Source organism: Natronococcus sp. CG52, from assembly GCF_023913515.1.
GTDB lineage: Archaea > Halobacteriota > Halobacteria > Halobacteriales > Natrialbaceae > Natronococcus > Natronococcus zhouii.
On record NZ_CP099391.1, the window covers coordinates 1,590,417 to 1,605,995 of the forward strand.

General features: G+C 60.6%; 14 protein-coding genes, 1 tRNA gene and 3 rRNA genes. 10 read left to right on the forward strand and 8 right to left on the reverse strand.

Annotation, left to right across the window (positions count from 1 at the left end):
- Nucleotides 1-11: 11 nt before the first annotated feature.
- On the reverse strand, nucleotides 12-425 hold the full coding sequence (locus tag NED97_RS08075; protein ID WP_252490198.1) for a universal stress protein: 414 nt from the start codon (nucleotides 423-425) through the stop codon (nucleotides 12-14).
- Nucleotides 426-562: 137 nt separating this feature from the next.
- Between NED97_RS08075 and NED97_RS08080 the strand changes: the two genes are divergently transcribed.
- Together NED97_RS08080 and NED97_RS08085 are read left to right on the forward strand one after the other, a co-directional pair.
- Complete coding sequence (locus NED97_RS08080; RefSeq protein WP_252490199.1) at nucleotides 563-802, forward strand: DUF5816 domain-containing protein; 240 nt, start codon at nucleotides 563-565, stop codon at nucleotides 800-802.
- 229 nt (nucleotides 803-1,031) lie between these two features.
- The gene (locus NED97_RS08085; protein ID WP_252490595.1) at nucleotides 1,032-1,337 is read left to right on the forward strand and encodes a DUF7116 family protein; all 306 of its coding nucleotides are present in this window, start codon (nucleotides 1,032-1,034) and stop codon (nucleotides 1,335-1,337) included.
- A 55-nt stretch (nucleotides 1,338-1,392) separates the two neighbouring features.
- Here NED97_RS08085 and NED97_RS08090 read toward each other — a convergent pair whose 3' ends face one another.
- Nucleotides 1,393-2,595, reverse strand: coding sequence for a pyridoxal-phosphate-dependent aminotransferase family protein (locus tag NED97_RS08090; protein ID WP_252490200.1), 1,203 nt, complete (start codon nucleotides 2,593-2,595; stop codon nucleotides 1,393-1,395).
- A gap of 168 nt (nucleotides 2,596-2,763) precedes the next feature.
- Between NED97_RS08090 and NED97_RS08095 the strand changes: the two genes are divergently transcribed.
- Nucleotides 2,764-2,964, forward strand: a complete 201-nt coding sequence (locus NED97_RS08095) for a dodecin (protein ID WP_252490201.1) — start codon at nucleotides 2,764-2,766, stop codon at nucleotides 2,962-2,964.
- Between the two features lie 109 nt (nucleotides 2,965-3,073).
- Here NED97_RS08095 and NED97_RS08100 read toward each other — a convergent pair whose 3' ends face one another.
- The 5 genes from NED97_RS08100 to NED97_RS23335 all read right to left on the reverse strand — a co-directional run bounded on the left by NED97_RS08100 (nucleotide 3,074) and on the right by NED97_RS23335 (nucleotide 6,363).
- Nucleotides 3,074-3,448, reverse strand: a complete 375-nt coding sequence (locus NED97_RS08100; RefSeq protein WP_252490202.1) for a HesB/IscA family protein — start codon at nucleotides 3,446-3,448, stop codon at nucleotides 3,074-3,076.
- Between the two features lie 184 nt (nucleotides 3,449-3,632).
- Entirely contained in the window at nucleotides 3,633-3,848 is a 216-nt protein-coding gene (locus NED97_RS08105; RefSeq protein WP_148859642.1) for a hypothetical protein, read from the reverse strand.
- An 88-nt stretch (nucleotides 3,849-3,936) separates the two neighbouring features.
- Nucleotides 3,937-5,235 (reverse strand): histidinol dehydrogenase, encoded by a 1,299-nt coding sequence (gene hisD, locus NED97_RS08110; RefSeq protein ID WP_252490203.1) that lies wholly within the window; start codon nucleotides 5,233-5,235, stop codon nucleotides 3,937-3,939.
- Nucleotides 5,236-5,273: 38 nt separating this feature from the next.
- A complete protein-coding gene (locus NED97_RS08115; protein WP_252490204.1) occupies nucleotides 5,274-5,495 on the reverse strand; it encodes a hypothetical protein in 222 nt (73 codons plus the stop codon).
- Nucleotides 5,496-5,541: 46 nt separating this feature from the next.
- A complete protein-coding gene (locus tag NED97_RS23335; protein ID WP_382206330.1) occupies nucleotides 5,542-6,363 on the reverse strand; it encodes a DrrA family ABC transporter ATP-binding protein in 822 nt (273 codons plus the stop codon).
- A gap of 348 nt (nucleotides 6,364-6,711) precedes the next feature.
- On the opposite strand from NED97_RS23335, the gene NED97_RS08125 reads away from it, so the two are divergent.
- The 7 genes from NED97_RS08125 to NED97_RS08155 all read left to right on the forward strand — a co-directional run bounded on the left by NED97_RS08125 (nucleotide 6,712) and on the right by NED97_RS08155 (nucleotide 14,222).
- The gene (locus NED97_RS08125) at nucleotides 6,712-7,338 is read left to right on the forward strand and encodes a metal-dependent hydrolase (RefSeq protein WP_252490205.1); all 627 of its coding nucleotides are present in this window, start codon (nucleotides 6,712-6,714) and stop codon (nucleotides 7,336-7,338) included.
- A 705-nt stretch (nucleotides 7,339-8,043) separates the two neighbouring features.
- Nucleotides 8,044-9,516 (forward strand): 16S ribosomal RNA (locus NED97_RS08130).
- A 140-nt stretch (nucleotides 9,517-9,656) separates the two neighbouring features.
- Nucleotides 9,657-9,728, forward strand: a tRNA-Ala gene (locus NED97_RS08135).
- A 231-nt stretch (nucleotides 9,729-9,959) separates the two neighbouring features.
- Nucleotides 9,960-12,881 (forward strand): 23S ribosomal RNA (locus tag NED97_RS08140).
- 122 nt (nucleotides 12,882-13,003) lie between these two features.
- Nucleotides 13,004-13,125 (forward strand): 5S ribosomal RNA (gene rrf / locus NED97_RS08145).
- The 16S, 23S and 5S rRNA genes sit together here with 1 tRNA gene alongside, the layout of an rRNA operon.
- A 287-nt stretch (nucleotides 13,126-13,412) precedes the next feature.
- Nucleotides 13,413-13,835 carry a DUF7344 domain-containing protein gene (locus tag NED97_RS08150; RefSeq protein WP_252490206.1) on the forward strand — a complete coding sequence of 141 codons (423 nt, stop codon included), beginning with the start codon at nucleotides 13,413-13,415 and terminating at the stop codon, nucleotides 13,833-13,835.
- 129 nt (nucleotides 13,836-13,964) lie between these two features.
- Nucleotides 13,965-14,222 carry a HalOD1 output domain-containing protein gene (locus NED97_RS08155; RefSeq protein WP_252490207.1) on the forward strand — a complete coding sequence of 86 codons (258 nt, stop codon included), beginning with the start codon at nucleotides 13,965-13,967 and terminating at the stop codon, nucleotides 14,220-14,222.
- A gap of 485 nt (nucleotides 14,223-14,707) precedes the next feature.
- On the opposite strand, the gene coxB is transcribed toward NED97_RS08155, so the two are convergent.
- On the reverse strand, nucleotides 14,708-15,484 hold the full coding sequence (gene coxB / locus NED97_RS08160) for a cytochrome c oxidase subunit II (RefSeq protein ID WP_252490208.1): 777 nt from the start codon (nucleotides 15,482-15,484) through the stop codon (nucleotides 14,708-14,710).
- Nucleotides 15,485-15,579: the final 95 nt, after the last annotated feature.

A 15,579-nucleotide genomic window follows, 5' to 3' on the forward strand; every position in this document is an offset into this window, starting at 1 on the left:
GAGAACGGAGATTACGTCGCGCGCGCGCTCTCGACGGTGATGACCTCACAGTCGAGGTGAGTGCGCAGGTAGCGGTCGATGTCCGGATTGTCGGTGAACCGGCGGAAGAGCCGACGCAGCCGGCTCGCCTGCTGGCTTCCGATGACCACGGCGTCGGCTTCCTCGGCGGCGACCTCGTCGAGAATGCTCTCCTCGACGAGAAAGCCCGTTCGAACGACGTAGCGCGCGTTCTCGAGTCGCCCGAACGTCGATTCGACGGCGTTTTTGAGGTCGATTCGCGTCACTTTGTTCCCATTTTGGTAGAGGTCGACGTGAAGGACGGTCAGAGCCGCGTCCCGTTCGCGCGCGACCTCGATTGCCCGCTCGAGCGTCCGGCGCGAGTGTTTCGACAGGGGATACCGAACGGGAACCACGAGCAGCGTCATCAGACAATCGAACGATACCCGGCCGGGTAAACCTTTCAGTTAGGACAGTCCGGGACGTGAACGTATCGCACGTGAGGGTTCGTGACAGTCGCTCTCGGAGAGACAGCCATTTACTGCGAGCGCTGGTACGAAGCGACATGGAAACGAGGTCGACCGATGACGGTGATACCGTCTACGTCTCGACAACGGACGGCGACAGAGGCTCCAAGGGCCCGTTTCTCGTCGCGTACGAGACGGGCGATGCGGAGCGACGATACGGCTGGTACTGTACCAACTGCGAGAGCTTCGACAACGCGATGGATTCGATGGGTCGGATCCAGTGCAATCAGTGTGGGAACTTCCGGAAACCGACCGAGTGGGACGCTGCACACGAGTAGGCGCGGAGGTACGATTGCGGGACGGGACGGAATTGACCGGCGGGCTCTGTCCCGCCGGCTTCGACGATAATCCCTACTTACTGTCCACCGATCGCGGACCGTCGTTTGCATCTGTCGTCCAAAAACCGAATATTTCGTTTCATCACCCCTCCTTCGAGCGAACGAGTGTGCAGGACCAACGTTTATGGGGTATGCTATCGTAAGTGGATATTGAATGGGTCCTGTTAACATGCGACTCGTCGAGCAGGCCAGATCGATTTTCGCCGACATGGGTTACACCGTCGAAGGCAACGGCCCCGAGTTCCGTGCTGAACGCAAGTGGAAGGTCGTTCACGTCAGTACAGTCCTCGAACTCGACGAACTTCCGCCAGCCACCGGCCAGTTCCACTGCTTCGTCGCCCAACCCGAGGATGCGGATACCCTCGAAGCAAAACTCGAGCGGATGAATCCGAGCTACGAGTGGGCAATCATCGTCGTCGACGGCGACGACTATCAGGTCGAACGCGCGCCGCCCGGACCGCACGTCTCCGCCTGAGCCGTCTCCCGGATCACCGTTTTTGGAAAAACAGTCGCGTAGAGCGACCGGACCGTTACTCCAGTGCCCCGCGCGTCGCCGTCACGCCCGCACCGGGATCGACGTCCGCTCCCATCGACTCGAGGACGTCACCCAGCGCCGTCACCACGTAGATCGCGTTCTGGGGCTGGGCCGAGTGACCCATGCAGCCGATCCGGAAGATCTCGCCGTCCAGGTCGCCGAGTCCGCTGGCAATCTCGAGATCGTAGCGCTCGAGCAACTCGCCGCAGACCTCGCCGTCGTCGACGCCCTCGGGAACGCGGACGGCGTTCAGGCTCGGTAGCCAGTACTCGTCGGGCGCGTTCATCTCGAGGCCCATTCCCTCCATGCCGGCTTTCAGCGCGCCGGCCAATCGTTCGTGGCGCGCCCACCGCTTTTCGATTCCCTCCTCGGCGACGAGTCGCAGGGCCTCCCGGATCGCGTAGACGTTCGTGATCGGCGCGGTGTGGTGGTAGGATCGCTCGTCGCCCCAGTAGCCCTCGAGCAGGGAGAGATCGAGGTACCACGAACGGGGCTCTTCCTCGCGCGTGAGGACCTTGTCCATGGCCTCCTCCGAGAGGGTGAGCGGACTGGCACCCGGCGGACAGGAGAGACACTTCTGGGGGCCCGCGTAGGCGACGTCGATATTCCACTCGTCGACGCGGAGTTCGACGCCGCCGATCGAGGTGACGGTGTCGGCGATCACGAGGGCGTCGTGGTCGTGAGCCGCGGCGGTGAGTTCCGGCACGTTCGGTTGCAGGACGCCCGTACTGGTCTCGGCGTGGACGAACCCAAAGACGTCGGGATCGTACTCGGCCAGGGCGTCGGAAACCTGGGCGGGATCGAGCGGTTCGCCCCACGGCGCGTCGACCTCGACGACCTCGCCGCCGGCACGGCGGGCCATCGACGCCATTCGGCCGCCGAAGTAGCCGTTCGTCGGCACCAACATCGTATCGCCCGGCTCGACCACGTTCCCGATCGCGGCCTCCATCGCGGCCGATCCGGTCCCCGAGACGGGGATCGTCCACCGGTTGTCCGTCCGGAACGTGTATCGCAGTAGCTCCTGGACTTCGTCCATGATCTCGACGAACGACGGGTCGAGATGGCCCACGAGTGGCGTGCTCATCGCCCGGAGCACGCGGGGGTGGACGTCGCTCGGCCCCGGTCCCATCAGGGTTCGATTCGGTGGCGTCAGTTCGTCGATCTCGGATACGTCGATCGAATCGTCAGCACCTGCCATGCCGCGTAGTGGGACGGGCACCCTCAAAAACGTTCACCGACCGGCGAACGATACCACTACCGGACTCGAGCGATCGTGCGTTCCGGACCGTCATCGGCCGCGACCCGGTCGCGTCTTGCTATCACTAGCCGTACTTTGAATACCCGTCGCGGCGTACCGTAGCCAGCAATGGTATTCAAGAAGATCACACTGATCGGAACGAGTACGGAAAGCTTCGACGCCGCCGCCGACGACGCGATCGACCGGGCCGAAGACACGCTCCAGAACGTCCATTGGGTCGAAGTCGACGAACTCGGTGTCGAAGTCGCAAGCGCCGACGACCGCGAGTACCAGGCGGAGGTCACCGTCGCCTTCGAACTCGAGGACTAACGTTCTCTCGAGCGTCCCTCGCCGCCGGCTACGAGACGATCGGGACGAGCGTTTCTCGAGAAGACGGGCCTGGGAACGGACTGCTCGCGGCGACGAGTTCGGAACCGGACTACGTTCGGAACGACTCACCACAGCCGCACTCGCTGACGACGTTCGGGTTCTCGACGTGGAATCCCTCGGCCTGCAGGCCCTCTTCGTAGTCCAGGATACTTCCTTCGATATACTTCAGGCTCGCCGGATCGACGAACACGCGCAGCTCGTGGTGTTCGTAGATCGTGTCGTCCTCGTCCGGGGCGTCGTCGAACCGCATCCCGTAGGAGAGACCGGCGCAGCCACCCTGCTGGACGAAGAGTCGAAGTCCCGCCTCGCCAGCGTCGAGATCCTCGCTCTCGAGCAGCGAGAGCGCCTGTTCGGCCGCTATTTCCGTCACCTCGATCTCGGGACGTGCGTCCGCGGTCCCACTGTCCACGCTATCCGTGCTCATATGGTATCCTTCCGGCGCGACAGTGTTAACCTTGACGCCGCGAGAACAGGTTACCGACAGCGCCAGCGCTGGCCGTATCAGTCCGGGTACGACGACCTGCCGGCGGAACGATTCCCGCCGTTCCACACGGCCTCTCGAGTCTCGCCACCGACGTCGATTCCCGCTGTTGTCGCTCGGACTCGCCCTACACTCGCGATCGCTGCTGGACAGACCGATAGTACGTCCCGAACAGCCGTTCGTCGTTTGCCGAGAGTTCGACGTTGTTTTCGGCTAGCAACTCGATCATTCGTTCGATCTCGCACTCGTACCACATCGAGAGGAGTCGAACGTTTTTTTGTGCGTAATCGTAGTTACGTTCGAGGACGCGTGCATCGGTCGGGTCGACCTCACACGGTTCCATCTCTCCTGGTACTCTGTTATGCAGGTACGTAAAACCAATCGCAGATTAGTGACGTGTGTCGTGACCTCTACGTTCGCGTAGGATCGGGCTACGAGTCGTCGACGGGATCGGCTCCGAGTCGTAGCCGGACGCTCTCGGCGTGCGCCTCGAGTCCCTCCGCCTCGGCGAGGCTCGTAATCGTCCCGCCGAGCTCCTCGAGTCCCTCGGTCGAGAGCCGCTGGACGGTCGTCGACCGAAGGAACGTTTCGACCGAAAGCCCGCCGGTCACGCGCGCACCGCCGTTCGTCGGGAGCACGTGGTTGGTCCCACTGGCGTAGTCGCCCGCCGCGACCGGCGTGTCCGGGCCGAGAAAGACGCTGCCGGCGCTGTCGATCCGCTCGAGGATCGATTCGTCATCGTCGGCGAGGATCGAGAGGTGTTCGGGGGCGTAGGACTCGGTAAAGAGGATCGCCTCGCTCATCGAGCGGGCGAGCAGGACGCCGCTGGCGTCGTTCGAGAGGGTTTCGCGGATCACGTCCTCGCGCTCGCGCTCGCTCGCCTGTTCGTCGACGGCGGCGACGATGGCGTCGGCGGTCTCCCGGTCGTCCGTGACGGCCACGACCGACGCGTTCGGATCGTGCTCGGCCTGAGCGACGAGTTCGGCCGCGACGAGTTCGGGTGCTGCGGTTTCGTCGGCGACCACGACGATCTCGCTCGGGCCCGCGAGGAAGTCGATCTCGACGTCGCCGCGAACTTCGGCTTTGGCCGCGGTGACCCACCGGTTTCCGGGACCGACGATCTTTTGGACGCGGGTGATCGTCTCCGTCCCGTACGCCAGCCCCGCAATGGCCTGTGCGCCGCCGACGCTGAAGACCGCGTCCGCGCCGGCGACGTGAATTGCCGCCAGCGTCACCGGGTTGAGTTCCTCCGCCGGCGGCGTGACGACCGTCACGTGGTCGACGCCCGCGACGACCGCCGGGACGACGCCCATGATCGCACTCGAGGGGTACGCCGCCGAGCCGCCGGGGACGTAGACGCCGACGCGCTCGAGCGGCCGGAAGCGGCGACCGAGTTCTCGCCCGTCGTCGAATTCCTCGCGCCAGTCCGCTGGAAGCTGAGCCTCGTGGAATTCCCTGACGTTTTCGGCGGCCGTCTCGATCGCTTCCAGCAGGTCGTCGTCCAGTTTCTCGGCGGCCCGTTCGCAGTCGTCGGTGATCTCGAGATTCCCGACCTGGACGTCGTCGAACTCGTCGGTAAACTCGCGGACGGCGACGTCACCCTCCTCGCGGACCCGGTCGACGATCTCCCGAACGTCTCCCCTGACCGCCTCGATCCCGGCGTCGCGCTCGAAGAAGGCGACGCGGTCGTCCGGCCCGAGGTCGGCGATCTCCCGCACATCGACTGTCATACCCTCGCCTTCGCGTGGCGATCGAAAAACCGTTTTCATCACGACTCCGGATCCTCGATCCGCCAGATTCCCGTCGCGTCGAGCGTCGCTCTGACGAAGAGATAGATCAGGAGCGCGAACCCGACGACGGCAAACGGCGCCTGAAACAGCTCCGCGACGCTTCGACCGAACGCGAGCTGGCTGAACCCCCGAACGAAGAAGCTCAGGATAACGAGTCCGAACGCGACGACGGCGAGTTTGACGAACCCGGATCGATCCATACGTCGACGTACGTGCAGGACCGCTAAATCGTACCGGTTGTGTCCCTCACCGGACGTCCGCGCTCGCGACACGACCGACCGCGTAAATAGCGCCAGTCCCGAAGATGGTCGCCAGGTCGAGCAGTACCGCAAGCGCCGGAACCAGCGTGTCCTCCACCCCGACGAAAGCCGTCACTTCGAGGACGGTCATGGTATCCTCGCCGAGCATCACGCGCGTACGGCGTCGACGCCTACGTAACCGGGGTGAACGCCACGAGGGTCTGGATCCAGTCGGGCAGGTCGACAGCGGAAGGAAGGCACTCGAGACGAACAGCAAGGGCAACTGCAGCGAGGTTGCGCCGATGATCGTCGACTCCTCGTCGCGGGTCGACACCGCCAGCACGTCGATTCCCGCGTCCAGAAGTGCGACAAATCGAATCTGTTTCGCGCGTGTGCGCGTGAAAGGTGAGATTGTAATCCCTGTCGCCGTCGACTCGACCGTCGCATCCCCTTCGAACAGGTCTGCCTCACGAGCGATGGCGAGGGCTCGCTCTCGCCGCGCCGGATCGGCCAGTTCGGCCTCGAGAACGTCCCCGCCGTCGCGGCGTTCCAGCGCTACCGGCGTCTCCTCCGCGACGACGGCTCCGTCCTGAACGACCGAGAGGCGATCGCAGAGCCGATCGGCCTCGTCGAGGTACCGCGTCGTCAGGAAGACGCTCGTCCCCTCGTCGTCGATCCGCCGGAAGTACTCCCCTCCCCGGTTCCGCGCGGCGGGGTCGAGTCCGGTCGTCGGCTCGTCCAGGAAGACCAGCGGCGGTCGGTGGACCAGCGCCGTCGCGGCGTCGAGACCCTTTTTCATCCCGCCGGAGAAGTCGTCGTCGGCCCCCAACGCGACGTCGTCACGATTAGTCTCGGGCGTCGGCGCAGATACACGCTCGCGCGTTCTCCGTTCATCTCGCATTGACTCCCTCTACGCGTCTCCGCGTGGAAGGACGGATCCGACGGTCGGTTCGGAGGGTCGCACTCCCGCCGTCTCGAGCGGGATGGGATCTCCGTGATCCGTGTGAACCCGCGCGAGTGGTTTCAGCGGTACGCAATCGTTACTCCACTGTCGGCCGTTCTCTGGCCCGTCGAACCGTTCTTCCTGCCCGCGAGACCTATCTACCGCGGATCTCGGTGGTCCCCGAACACCCACAACGCCAGCATAACTATCCCGTCCCCGCCGCATCACCGACGTATGTGGCCCTGGGAGCACGCAATCGTCGGCTACCTCGCGTACTCGGTGTTCTGTCACGCCGTCTACCGGGAGTCTCCCGGCGGACTCGAGGCGTTCGCAGTCGTTTTCGCCTCGGTACTGCCGGATCTCATCGACAAGCCGCTCGCGTGGGAGTACGGCGTCTTCCCGTCGGGATACGCGCTCGGCCACTCGATTTTCTTCGCCGCGCCGCTCTCGATCGTCATCGGGCTCCTCGCACATCGAGTAAGTCGACCTCGAGCAGGTCTCGCCTTCGGAGTCGGCTACCTGCTGCACCTCCCGTCGGACGTCCTCGACGCCTACGTCCGTGAGGGTGTCGTGCAGTTCGAATTGATGCTCTGGCCCGTCGAAACGAGCCAAGGCTCGAGCCGCGGGCAGGGGTTCATGACGTACTTCATGCAACTGTTCGAGGGATACCAGGGAGATCTCCTCGCGGGAGAGCTCTCGACGTACCTCTGGCTCCAGCTCGGTCTGGGACTGTTCGCGTTCACGTTGTGGCTCTACGACGGCGCGCCGGTCCTCCGCGAGTGTCTGCTGGGAGCAAGGCGACTCCTCGTCGATCTGTGCGAACGAGCCTCCGGGTCGCTCGAGGATTCTCCGGAGCGCTAACGGCCGGGTTCGGGGCAACTACTGTCGCCACTCCGTTTGCGTTGTCAGAATAGGATAGTTGGAACGTCCACCGGGGCTATCACTCTTCTTTCGGTCATGCTCACGGGCGAGTGTGATTCCATCTCTCGATAATGATCAACGTGGGGCAGTCAACGTCCGAGACGACGGCCTTATGTATTACCCGGGCACTCGATACTAATGCGAACGACGTGGCGCACGCCGCCGCGTTCCCTCCGGCCGTTCTCCGGCACGGAGGTAGGTTACACATCCGACCCTCGTCTTCGACGCCGTTCTCGGCGTCGCGGTACGACGGCCTTATAAGGATAGGTCGCGTACTCTGGAACACGTGCATCACCCCGCCGGATGCGGTTTTCGGCGCGGGAGCGATCCGTTGCCCTTAAGTGCATACGGGGATTCGGATGCAATGTAAGACGTGATCGACGGAGCGTTCAACTCGCTCCGTCATCTCGGGCTGACGTGGCTTCGAAGGGGTTAAGTACTCCTCGGCGCTTACGAATACGTCCGAAGGAAATGAGGATCCTACCCCTGCGGTCCGCCGTACAGATGGGATCTGATGTTAGCCTTGGTAGTTCGGTGACGCCCGATCGGTCCGCGATCGTGGTCGATCCGAACGTGGACCATAGCAAGTGAGTGTGTATTCATTACATACTCCGCCAAACCCCCCGGCTCTGCCGGGGATAGAGCACTCCGGTTGATCCTGCCGGAGGCCATTGCTATTGGAGTCCGATTTAGCCATGCTAGTTGCACGAGTTTAGACTCGTAGCAGATAGCTCAGTAACACGTGGCCAAACTACCCTACAGAGCGCGATAACCTCGGGAAACTGAGGCTAATAGCGCATACGGCTCATCACCTGGAGTGGTGTGAGCTCGAAACGCTCCGGCGCTGTAGGATGTGGCTGCGGCCGATTAGGTAGACGGTGGGGTAACGGCCCACCGTGCCAGTAATCGGTACGGGTTGTGAGAGCAAGAGCCCGGAGACGGTATCTGAGACAAGATACCGGGCCCTACGGGGCGCAGCAGGCGCGAAACCTTTACACTGCACGCCAGTGCGATAAGGGGACTCCAAGTGCGAGGGCATAGAGCCCTCGCTTTTCGTGACCGTAAGGTGGTCACAGAATAAGTGCTGGGCAAGACCGGTGCCAGCCGCCGCGGTAATACCGGCAGCACGAGTGATGGCCGCTCTTATTGGGCCTAAAGCGTCCGTAGCTGGCCGCGCAAGTCCATCGGGAAATCTCTCCGCCTAACGGAGAGGCGTCCGACGGAAACTGCGTGGCTTGGGACCGGAAGATCCAGAGGGTACGTCCGGGGTAGGAGTGAAATCCTGTAATCCTGGACGGACCACCGGTGGCGAAAGCGCTCTGGAAAGACGGATCCGACGGTGAGGGACGAAAGCTCGGGTCACGAACCGGATTAGATACCCGGGTAGTCCGAGCTGTAAACGATGTCTGCTAGATGTGGCACAGGCTACGAGCCTGTGCTGTGTCGTAGGGAAGCCGTGAAGCAGACCGCCTGGGAAGTACGTCCGCAAGGATGAAACTTAAAGGAATTGGCGGGGGAGCACTACAACCGGAGGAGCCTGCGGTTTAATTGGACTCAACGCCGGACATCTCACCAGCATCGACAGTATGCAATGAAGGTCAGTGTGATGAGCTTACTGGAGCTACTGAGAGGAGGTGCATGGCCGCCGTCAGCTCGTACCGTGAGGCGTCCTGTTAAGTCAGGCAACGAGCGAGACCCGCACCCTTAATTGCCAGCAATACCCTTGTGGTAGTTGGGTACATTAAGAGGACTGCCAGTGCCAAACTGGAGGAAGGAACGGGCAACGGTAGGTCAGTATGCCCCGAATGTGCTGGGCAACACGCGGGCTACAATGGTCGAGACAGTGGGACGCTACGCCGAGAGGCGACGCTAATCTCCGAAACTCGATCGTAGTTCGGATTGAGGGCTGAAACTCGCCCTCATGAAGCTGGATTCGGTAGTAATCGCGCTTCAGAAGAGCGCGGTGAATACGTCCCTGCTCCTTGCACACACCGCCCGTCAAAGCACCCGAGTGAGGTCCGGATGAGGCCCCTGTATAGGGGTCGAATCTGGGCTTCGCAAGGGGGCTTAAGTCGTAACAAGGTAGCCGTAGGGGAATCTGCGGCTGGATCACCTCCACAGATCGGGACTGGGGCGTCGCCCCAGCCCACCTAACAGCGGTTCCACGTTCGGTCGACCCATTACGGGCCGACTGGGCACCTTTGAACTACCAAGGCTAACATTACGCTCCCGTCCGCCTCGATCGAGGCGGACGGGGTGGGCCCATAGCTCAGCGGTAGAGTGCCTCCTTTGCAAGGAGGATGCCCAGGGTTCGAATCCCTGTGGGTCCATGTCTCGGTGCGATTCGAAGCAAACCACTCCCCTTAAGTGGGAGAGGGCGCTACGAATCAATCCGAACGAACCGATGCACCAGCCGCGCAAGTGTGGCTGGGAAGGGTTAATGCAGGCTTGCCGTCTACAAGCGTGCAAATGAGACCGTGTGTACGTGTAGTCCAGGCGTCCACTGGACCCGTTCCCGGGTCACTCTACGGTTGCAACGCCGCGTTGCAACCCCGATCCGACGAACGTGGCTACTGTGCCAGCTGGTGGATCGCTCGGCTTGAGAGCTGAAGAAGGACGTGCCAAGCTGCGATAAGCCCAAGGGAGCCGCACGGAGGCGAAGAACTTGGGATCTCCGAATGGGAATCCCCACCGCAATTGCTTCGCGCAATGGGGAACGTCGAGAATTGAAACATCTTAGTATCGACAGGAAAAGAAAACGTAACGTGATGTCGTTAGTAATGGCGAATGAACGCGATGAAGTCCAAACCGAAGCCTTCACGGGCAATGTGGTGTTCGGACTGACGATCACTCTCCGAAATACAACACGAAGTCTCCTGGAACGGAGCACGACACAGGGTGACAGTCCCGTACTGTCGTAGAGTAAGAGACGAGTCAGCTCCAGAGTAGCGGGGATTGGATATTCCTCGTGAATGTTGCAGGCATCGACTGCAAAGACTAAACACTCCTCAAGACCGATAGCGAACAAGTAGCGTGAGCGAACGCTGAAAAGCACCCCGAGAAGGGAGGTGCAATAGGGCGTGAAATCAGTTGGCGATAGAGCGACGGGGCACACAAGGTCCTGATCAAAACGAACTGGGTGCGAACCCATAGTAGGACGATCAGGAAGCCGGTGTTCCGTCGTACGTTTTGAAAAACGAACCAGGGAGTATGCCTGTTTGACGAGTCTAACCGGATTATCCGGGAAGGCGTAGGGAAACCGACAGGGCCGCAGCACTTTGTGTGAGGGCCGCCGTGTTCAAGCGCGGGGAGTCAAACGGGCATTACCCGAAACTGGATGATCTAGGCGTGAGCAAGATGAAGCGTGCCGAAAGGCACGTGGAAGTCTGTTAGAGTTGGTGTCCTACAATACCCTCTCGTGACTTACGTCTAGGGGTGAAAGGCCCATCGAATCCAGAAACAGCTGGTTCCAACCGAAACATGTCGAAGCATGACCTCTGCTGAGATAGTTCGTGAGGTAGAGCGACGGATTGGGGGACCGCACTCCGAGAGGAGTGCGCCCCCCTGTCCAACTCCAAACTTACGAACGTCGTTTGACGCAGGGAGTCCGGTGCACGGGGTAAGCCTGTGTACCGTGAGGGAGACAACCCAGAGCTGGGTTAAGGTCCCCAAGTGTAGACTAAGTGCGATCGAAGGTGGTCTCAAGCCCTAGACAGCCGGGAGGTGAGCTTAGAAGCAGCTACCCTCTAAGAAAAGCGTAACAGCTTACCGGCCGAGGTTTGAGGCGCCCAAAATGATCGGGGCTCAAGTCTACCACCGAGACCTAGCAGCACCACTTAACTGGTGATCTCGTAGGTTGGCGTTCTGTTCGGGCGGAAGCACGGTCGAGAGATCGTGTGGACCGTTCAGTAACGAAAATCCTGGTCATAGTAGCAGCGTTAGTCGGGTGTGAACCCCGACGGCCGAATGAGTAAGGGTTCCTCAGCAATGCTGATCAGCTGAGGGTTAGCCGGTCCTAAGTCAGCCCGTAAGTCGAAGCTGACAACAGGGAAATAGGTTAATATTCCTATGCCAGTGTGTACTCAAAGCCAACGCTTTGGGGCCGCCTCTGCCGGGCATTCGCCCGGTCGAACAGTCGAAATTCGTGGAAGCCGTAATGGCACGAAGCGAACGAATGGCTGGATAGCGCAAGAGAGGTCAACCTAGAGCCCGTGAAAAGGCGAACACACTGTCCGTACCGAGATCCGACACAGGTACTCATGGCGGCGAAAGCCAAGGTCTGTCGGGATCAACCGACGTTAGGGAATTCGGCAAGTTAGTCCCGTACCTTCGGAAGAAGGGATGCCTGCCTCGGAAAGAGGCAGGTCGCAGTGACTCGGGCGCTCCGACTGTCTAGTAACAACATAGGTGACCGCAAATCTGCAAAGACTCGTACGGTCACTGAATCCTGCCCAGTGCGGGTATCTGAACACCCCTTACAAGGGGACGAAGGACCCGTTAACGGCGGGGGTAACTATGACCCTCTTAAGGTAGCGTAGTACCTTGCCGCTTTAGTAGCGGCTTGCATGAATGGATCAACGAGAGCGCCACTGTCCCAACGTTGGGCCCGGTGAACTGTACTTTCCAGTGCGGAGTCTGGAGACCCCCAAGGGGAAGCGAAGACCCTATAGAGCTTTACTGCAGGCTGTCACTGAGACGTGGTCGCCATTGTGCAGCATAGGTAGGAGGCATTACACAGGTAGCCGCGCTAGCGGCTCACCGAGCCATCATTGAAATACTACCCGATGGTGACTGCGACTCTCACTCCTGGCGGAGGACACTGGTAGCCGGGCAGTTTGACTGGGGCGGTACGCGCTTGAAAAGATATCGAGCGCGCCCCAAGGTTTCCTCACCCGAGTCGGAGACTCGGGAAAGAGCGCAAGAGCATACGGAAGCCTGACAGTGTCCGGCACAACGACGGACGCTGACGCGAAAGCGTGGTCTAGCGAACCAATTATCCTGCTTGATGCGGGAAATTGCTGACAGAAAAGCTACCTTAGGGATAACAGAGTCGTCACTCGCAAGAGCACATATCGACCGAGTGGCTTGCTACCTCGATGTCGGTTCCCTCCATCCTGCCCGTGCAGAAGCGGGCAAGGGTGAGGTTGTTCGCCTATTAAAGGAGGTCGTGAGCTGGGTTTAGACCGTCGTGAGACAGGTCGGCTGCTATCTATTGGGGGTGTTACGGTATCTGACGGGAACGTTCGTATAGTACGAGAGGAACTACGAATGGGTGCCACTAGTGTACCGGCTGTTCGAAAGAGCACGTGCCGGGCAGCTACGCACCACGGGGTAAGAGCTGAACGCATCTAAGCTCGAAACCCACCTGGAAAAGAGATACCATCGAGATCACTCGTAGAAGACGAGTTCGATAGACTCGGGGTGTACGTGCCAAGGCAACGAGGCATTGAGCCCGCGAGCACTAACCGATCGAGCCACACAATCATAACCGCATTCGGATCAACAGTACCCGCGAACGGGTCCGGACGCAAACTGGACTACACATACACACGGTCACAAGCCACCGATATTGGCATGATCACGGTTCGATTCCGTGAATCGGCGTTACGGCGGCCACAGCGGCGGGGTTCCTCCCGTACCCATCCCGAACACGGAAGATAAGCCCGCCTGCGTTACGGTCAGTACTGGAGTGCGCGAGCCTCTGGGAAATCCGTTTCGCCGCCTCCACTCATACTTTCGTTCATTCCGCGCCCGATCAGCGGTCGCGCCCTCCGTGGGGTGGCCCTGCCACTTCCACGTTTCAACGCCCGCACGGAGCACCAGCTTCGTGCGGGTTCCTGTATTTCGTCCGTCACCCGGTGACAACGCCGCATTACCACTGTTTTCGTTTCGAAATAGAGACGGTGACTCGCGCGACATGCATTTTAGATAACAGTTCAAATACAGCAACGGCCCTCTGTCTCCAAATATATTTGGACTCGGCCTTATGTAGGTGTAGTAACAACAGATTGTATATGCCAGAACCGAAGCACACCGATCTCGACACCGTTTTTGAACTTCTGTCTCGGTCCCGCTGTCGGTACGCTATGTACTATCTTCTGGAAAACCAACATACCAACGTCGATAAACTTAGTAAACAGATAACCGCATGGGAAACAGAAACGTCCGTCCAATCAGTGGCTGAAGAGAAGAAACGGACAGTTGCGGCATCACTGATCCACAACCATCTGCCGCGACTCGCAGAGCAGGACGTCATCGAATTCGACCACCGCAGCGGAGACCTGACCGTCGCTGATGGATTCGAATCGGTTCGTGACTCTGTCGAACGGGCGCGAGTCCTCGACGATGGCCCGGTTGCCGACAGCGAGCCGGTCGATTCGGTTCTTTACAGCGACCCGCTCACAGAGACGTCCACAAGCCCGTCTTCGAGCGAATAGGGCAACGACCGGTCGAGATCGACGCTTCGCTTCTTGTTTCGAGCATTTGATAGCTGTCTGACGCCTGGCAGACGCGCGTCCGATCACGGTCCCCGGAATTTATGTATCAGACCGATGGCTCGACAAGCTATGGCGCACGCAGACGAACTCCCGCTTGTGATCGCAGAACGGATCGCGGAACGCGAAGGCCTCACACCGATCAACCTGCAGCCCCCGCTCTACGAATCGGTCGATACGGATGCCCTCGAAGCGCTCCTCGACTCGAGTAACGACGCGATTTCAGTATCGTTCACCTACCGGGGATACACGGTCCACGTCGACGGGACTGGCTCTGTTCGGATCTCGGACCCGCCTAGTGGCGAACCGCGGACGAAAGCGGAGGTGTAACGTCGTACTGTTTGAACGGGCCGTCCGATCGTAGACAGGAGTGAAACGATTGACGACCGGTTTCGGCTGCGTTCCGCAAACCCAGTACCGTCGATCGAACTCCACCAGTCGACCACGAAAGTCGGGTGGTCAGCACCGTTTTGTGAGTCCGTAGCCATCGCCAGCACTACTCCCTCGAGACGACGCTATGGGAGCGTTGCAACTCGCGGACTGGCGTCGGAGCGCAGAAATATCGCCCGGAACACTAACGTCCAGCGTCATCCCGTGGCGGCGTGCCGCGTCGGCTGGCTAACCCTCGTGCCGGGCGAGGGACAGGGACACGTCCCTGGGTGTGACGGCAGTAGCCGTCGAATTCGATTCCGGTTGGAATCTCGTATGTTACGTGCCTGGGTTCGCCGTACTGTCATCGCACCCGAATGGGTTTGCTCGGACGGGGACTAATGGCACGCAGTCGAACTAGGGAGGTGAGCGGTTTAAGTCTTCGTTCAGGGAGCGTCCGGTGCCGTCGCCTGCTCTCCTTCGTTCTCCTCGAGCCACTCGTCGTAGCTCTCACGGTCGACGACGGTCACCTCCGCAGTCATCCGCGAGTGGCCGGCTCCGCAGAACTCGGTACAGGCTGCGTCATACTGGCCGGTCTCGTACGCGACGGTCCGAAGTCGCGTGTACTCTCCGGGGAACGCGTCTTGTTTGGCGCCGAGATCAGAGATGAAAAGCGAGTGGATGACTTCCTCGGCGGTCAACCACATCGTGACGTCTTCGTCGGCGGGTATCACGATCTCGTCTTGCGTCGTGACGTTGGCATCCGGATAGGTGACCTCCCAGCCCCACTGGTAGCCGTGGACGATCAACTCTTCGTCGTCAGTCTCGGGAAGGTCCTCCACCGACGCGTATTCTTCGTTGGCGCCGTCGCCGGCGAGCTCGGCCGGTTGCGCCGGTGAGACGTACGGACTGACGAGCACGCTGTAACCGGAGATGCCGACGAACAGCAGAATAATCGCGGTCGCCGCGGTCCAGGTGATCTCGAGCGCGGGATCTTCCGCGGTCGGCTGTGGATCGTCGTTGTCGTGAAACTTGACGGTCGCGTATATGAGGATCATCAGAACGAACAGCGAGAGCGGGAGTGCAACGTAGAGCAACTGGTAGTTGAGTCCGTCGATGAGCTCTCGGTTTTCCGACTGTGCCGCGGCCGTTCCCGTTAGCGTGAGCAGTCCCGCAATCACTCCGACGACGAGTGCGGATATCGTCGACCTGCGGCCGTTCATTGCCGGTGGTTCGATGACTAGGTTGTTATAATCCCGTTATTGATTATTTGAAATACATTCCATTTTGAGTTACCTGATATCTGAGGTGTGAAGCC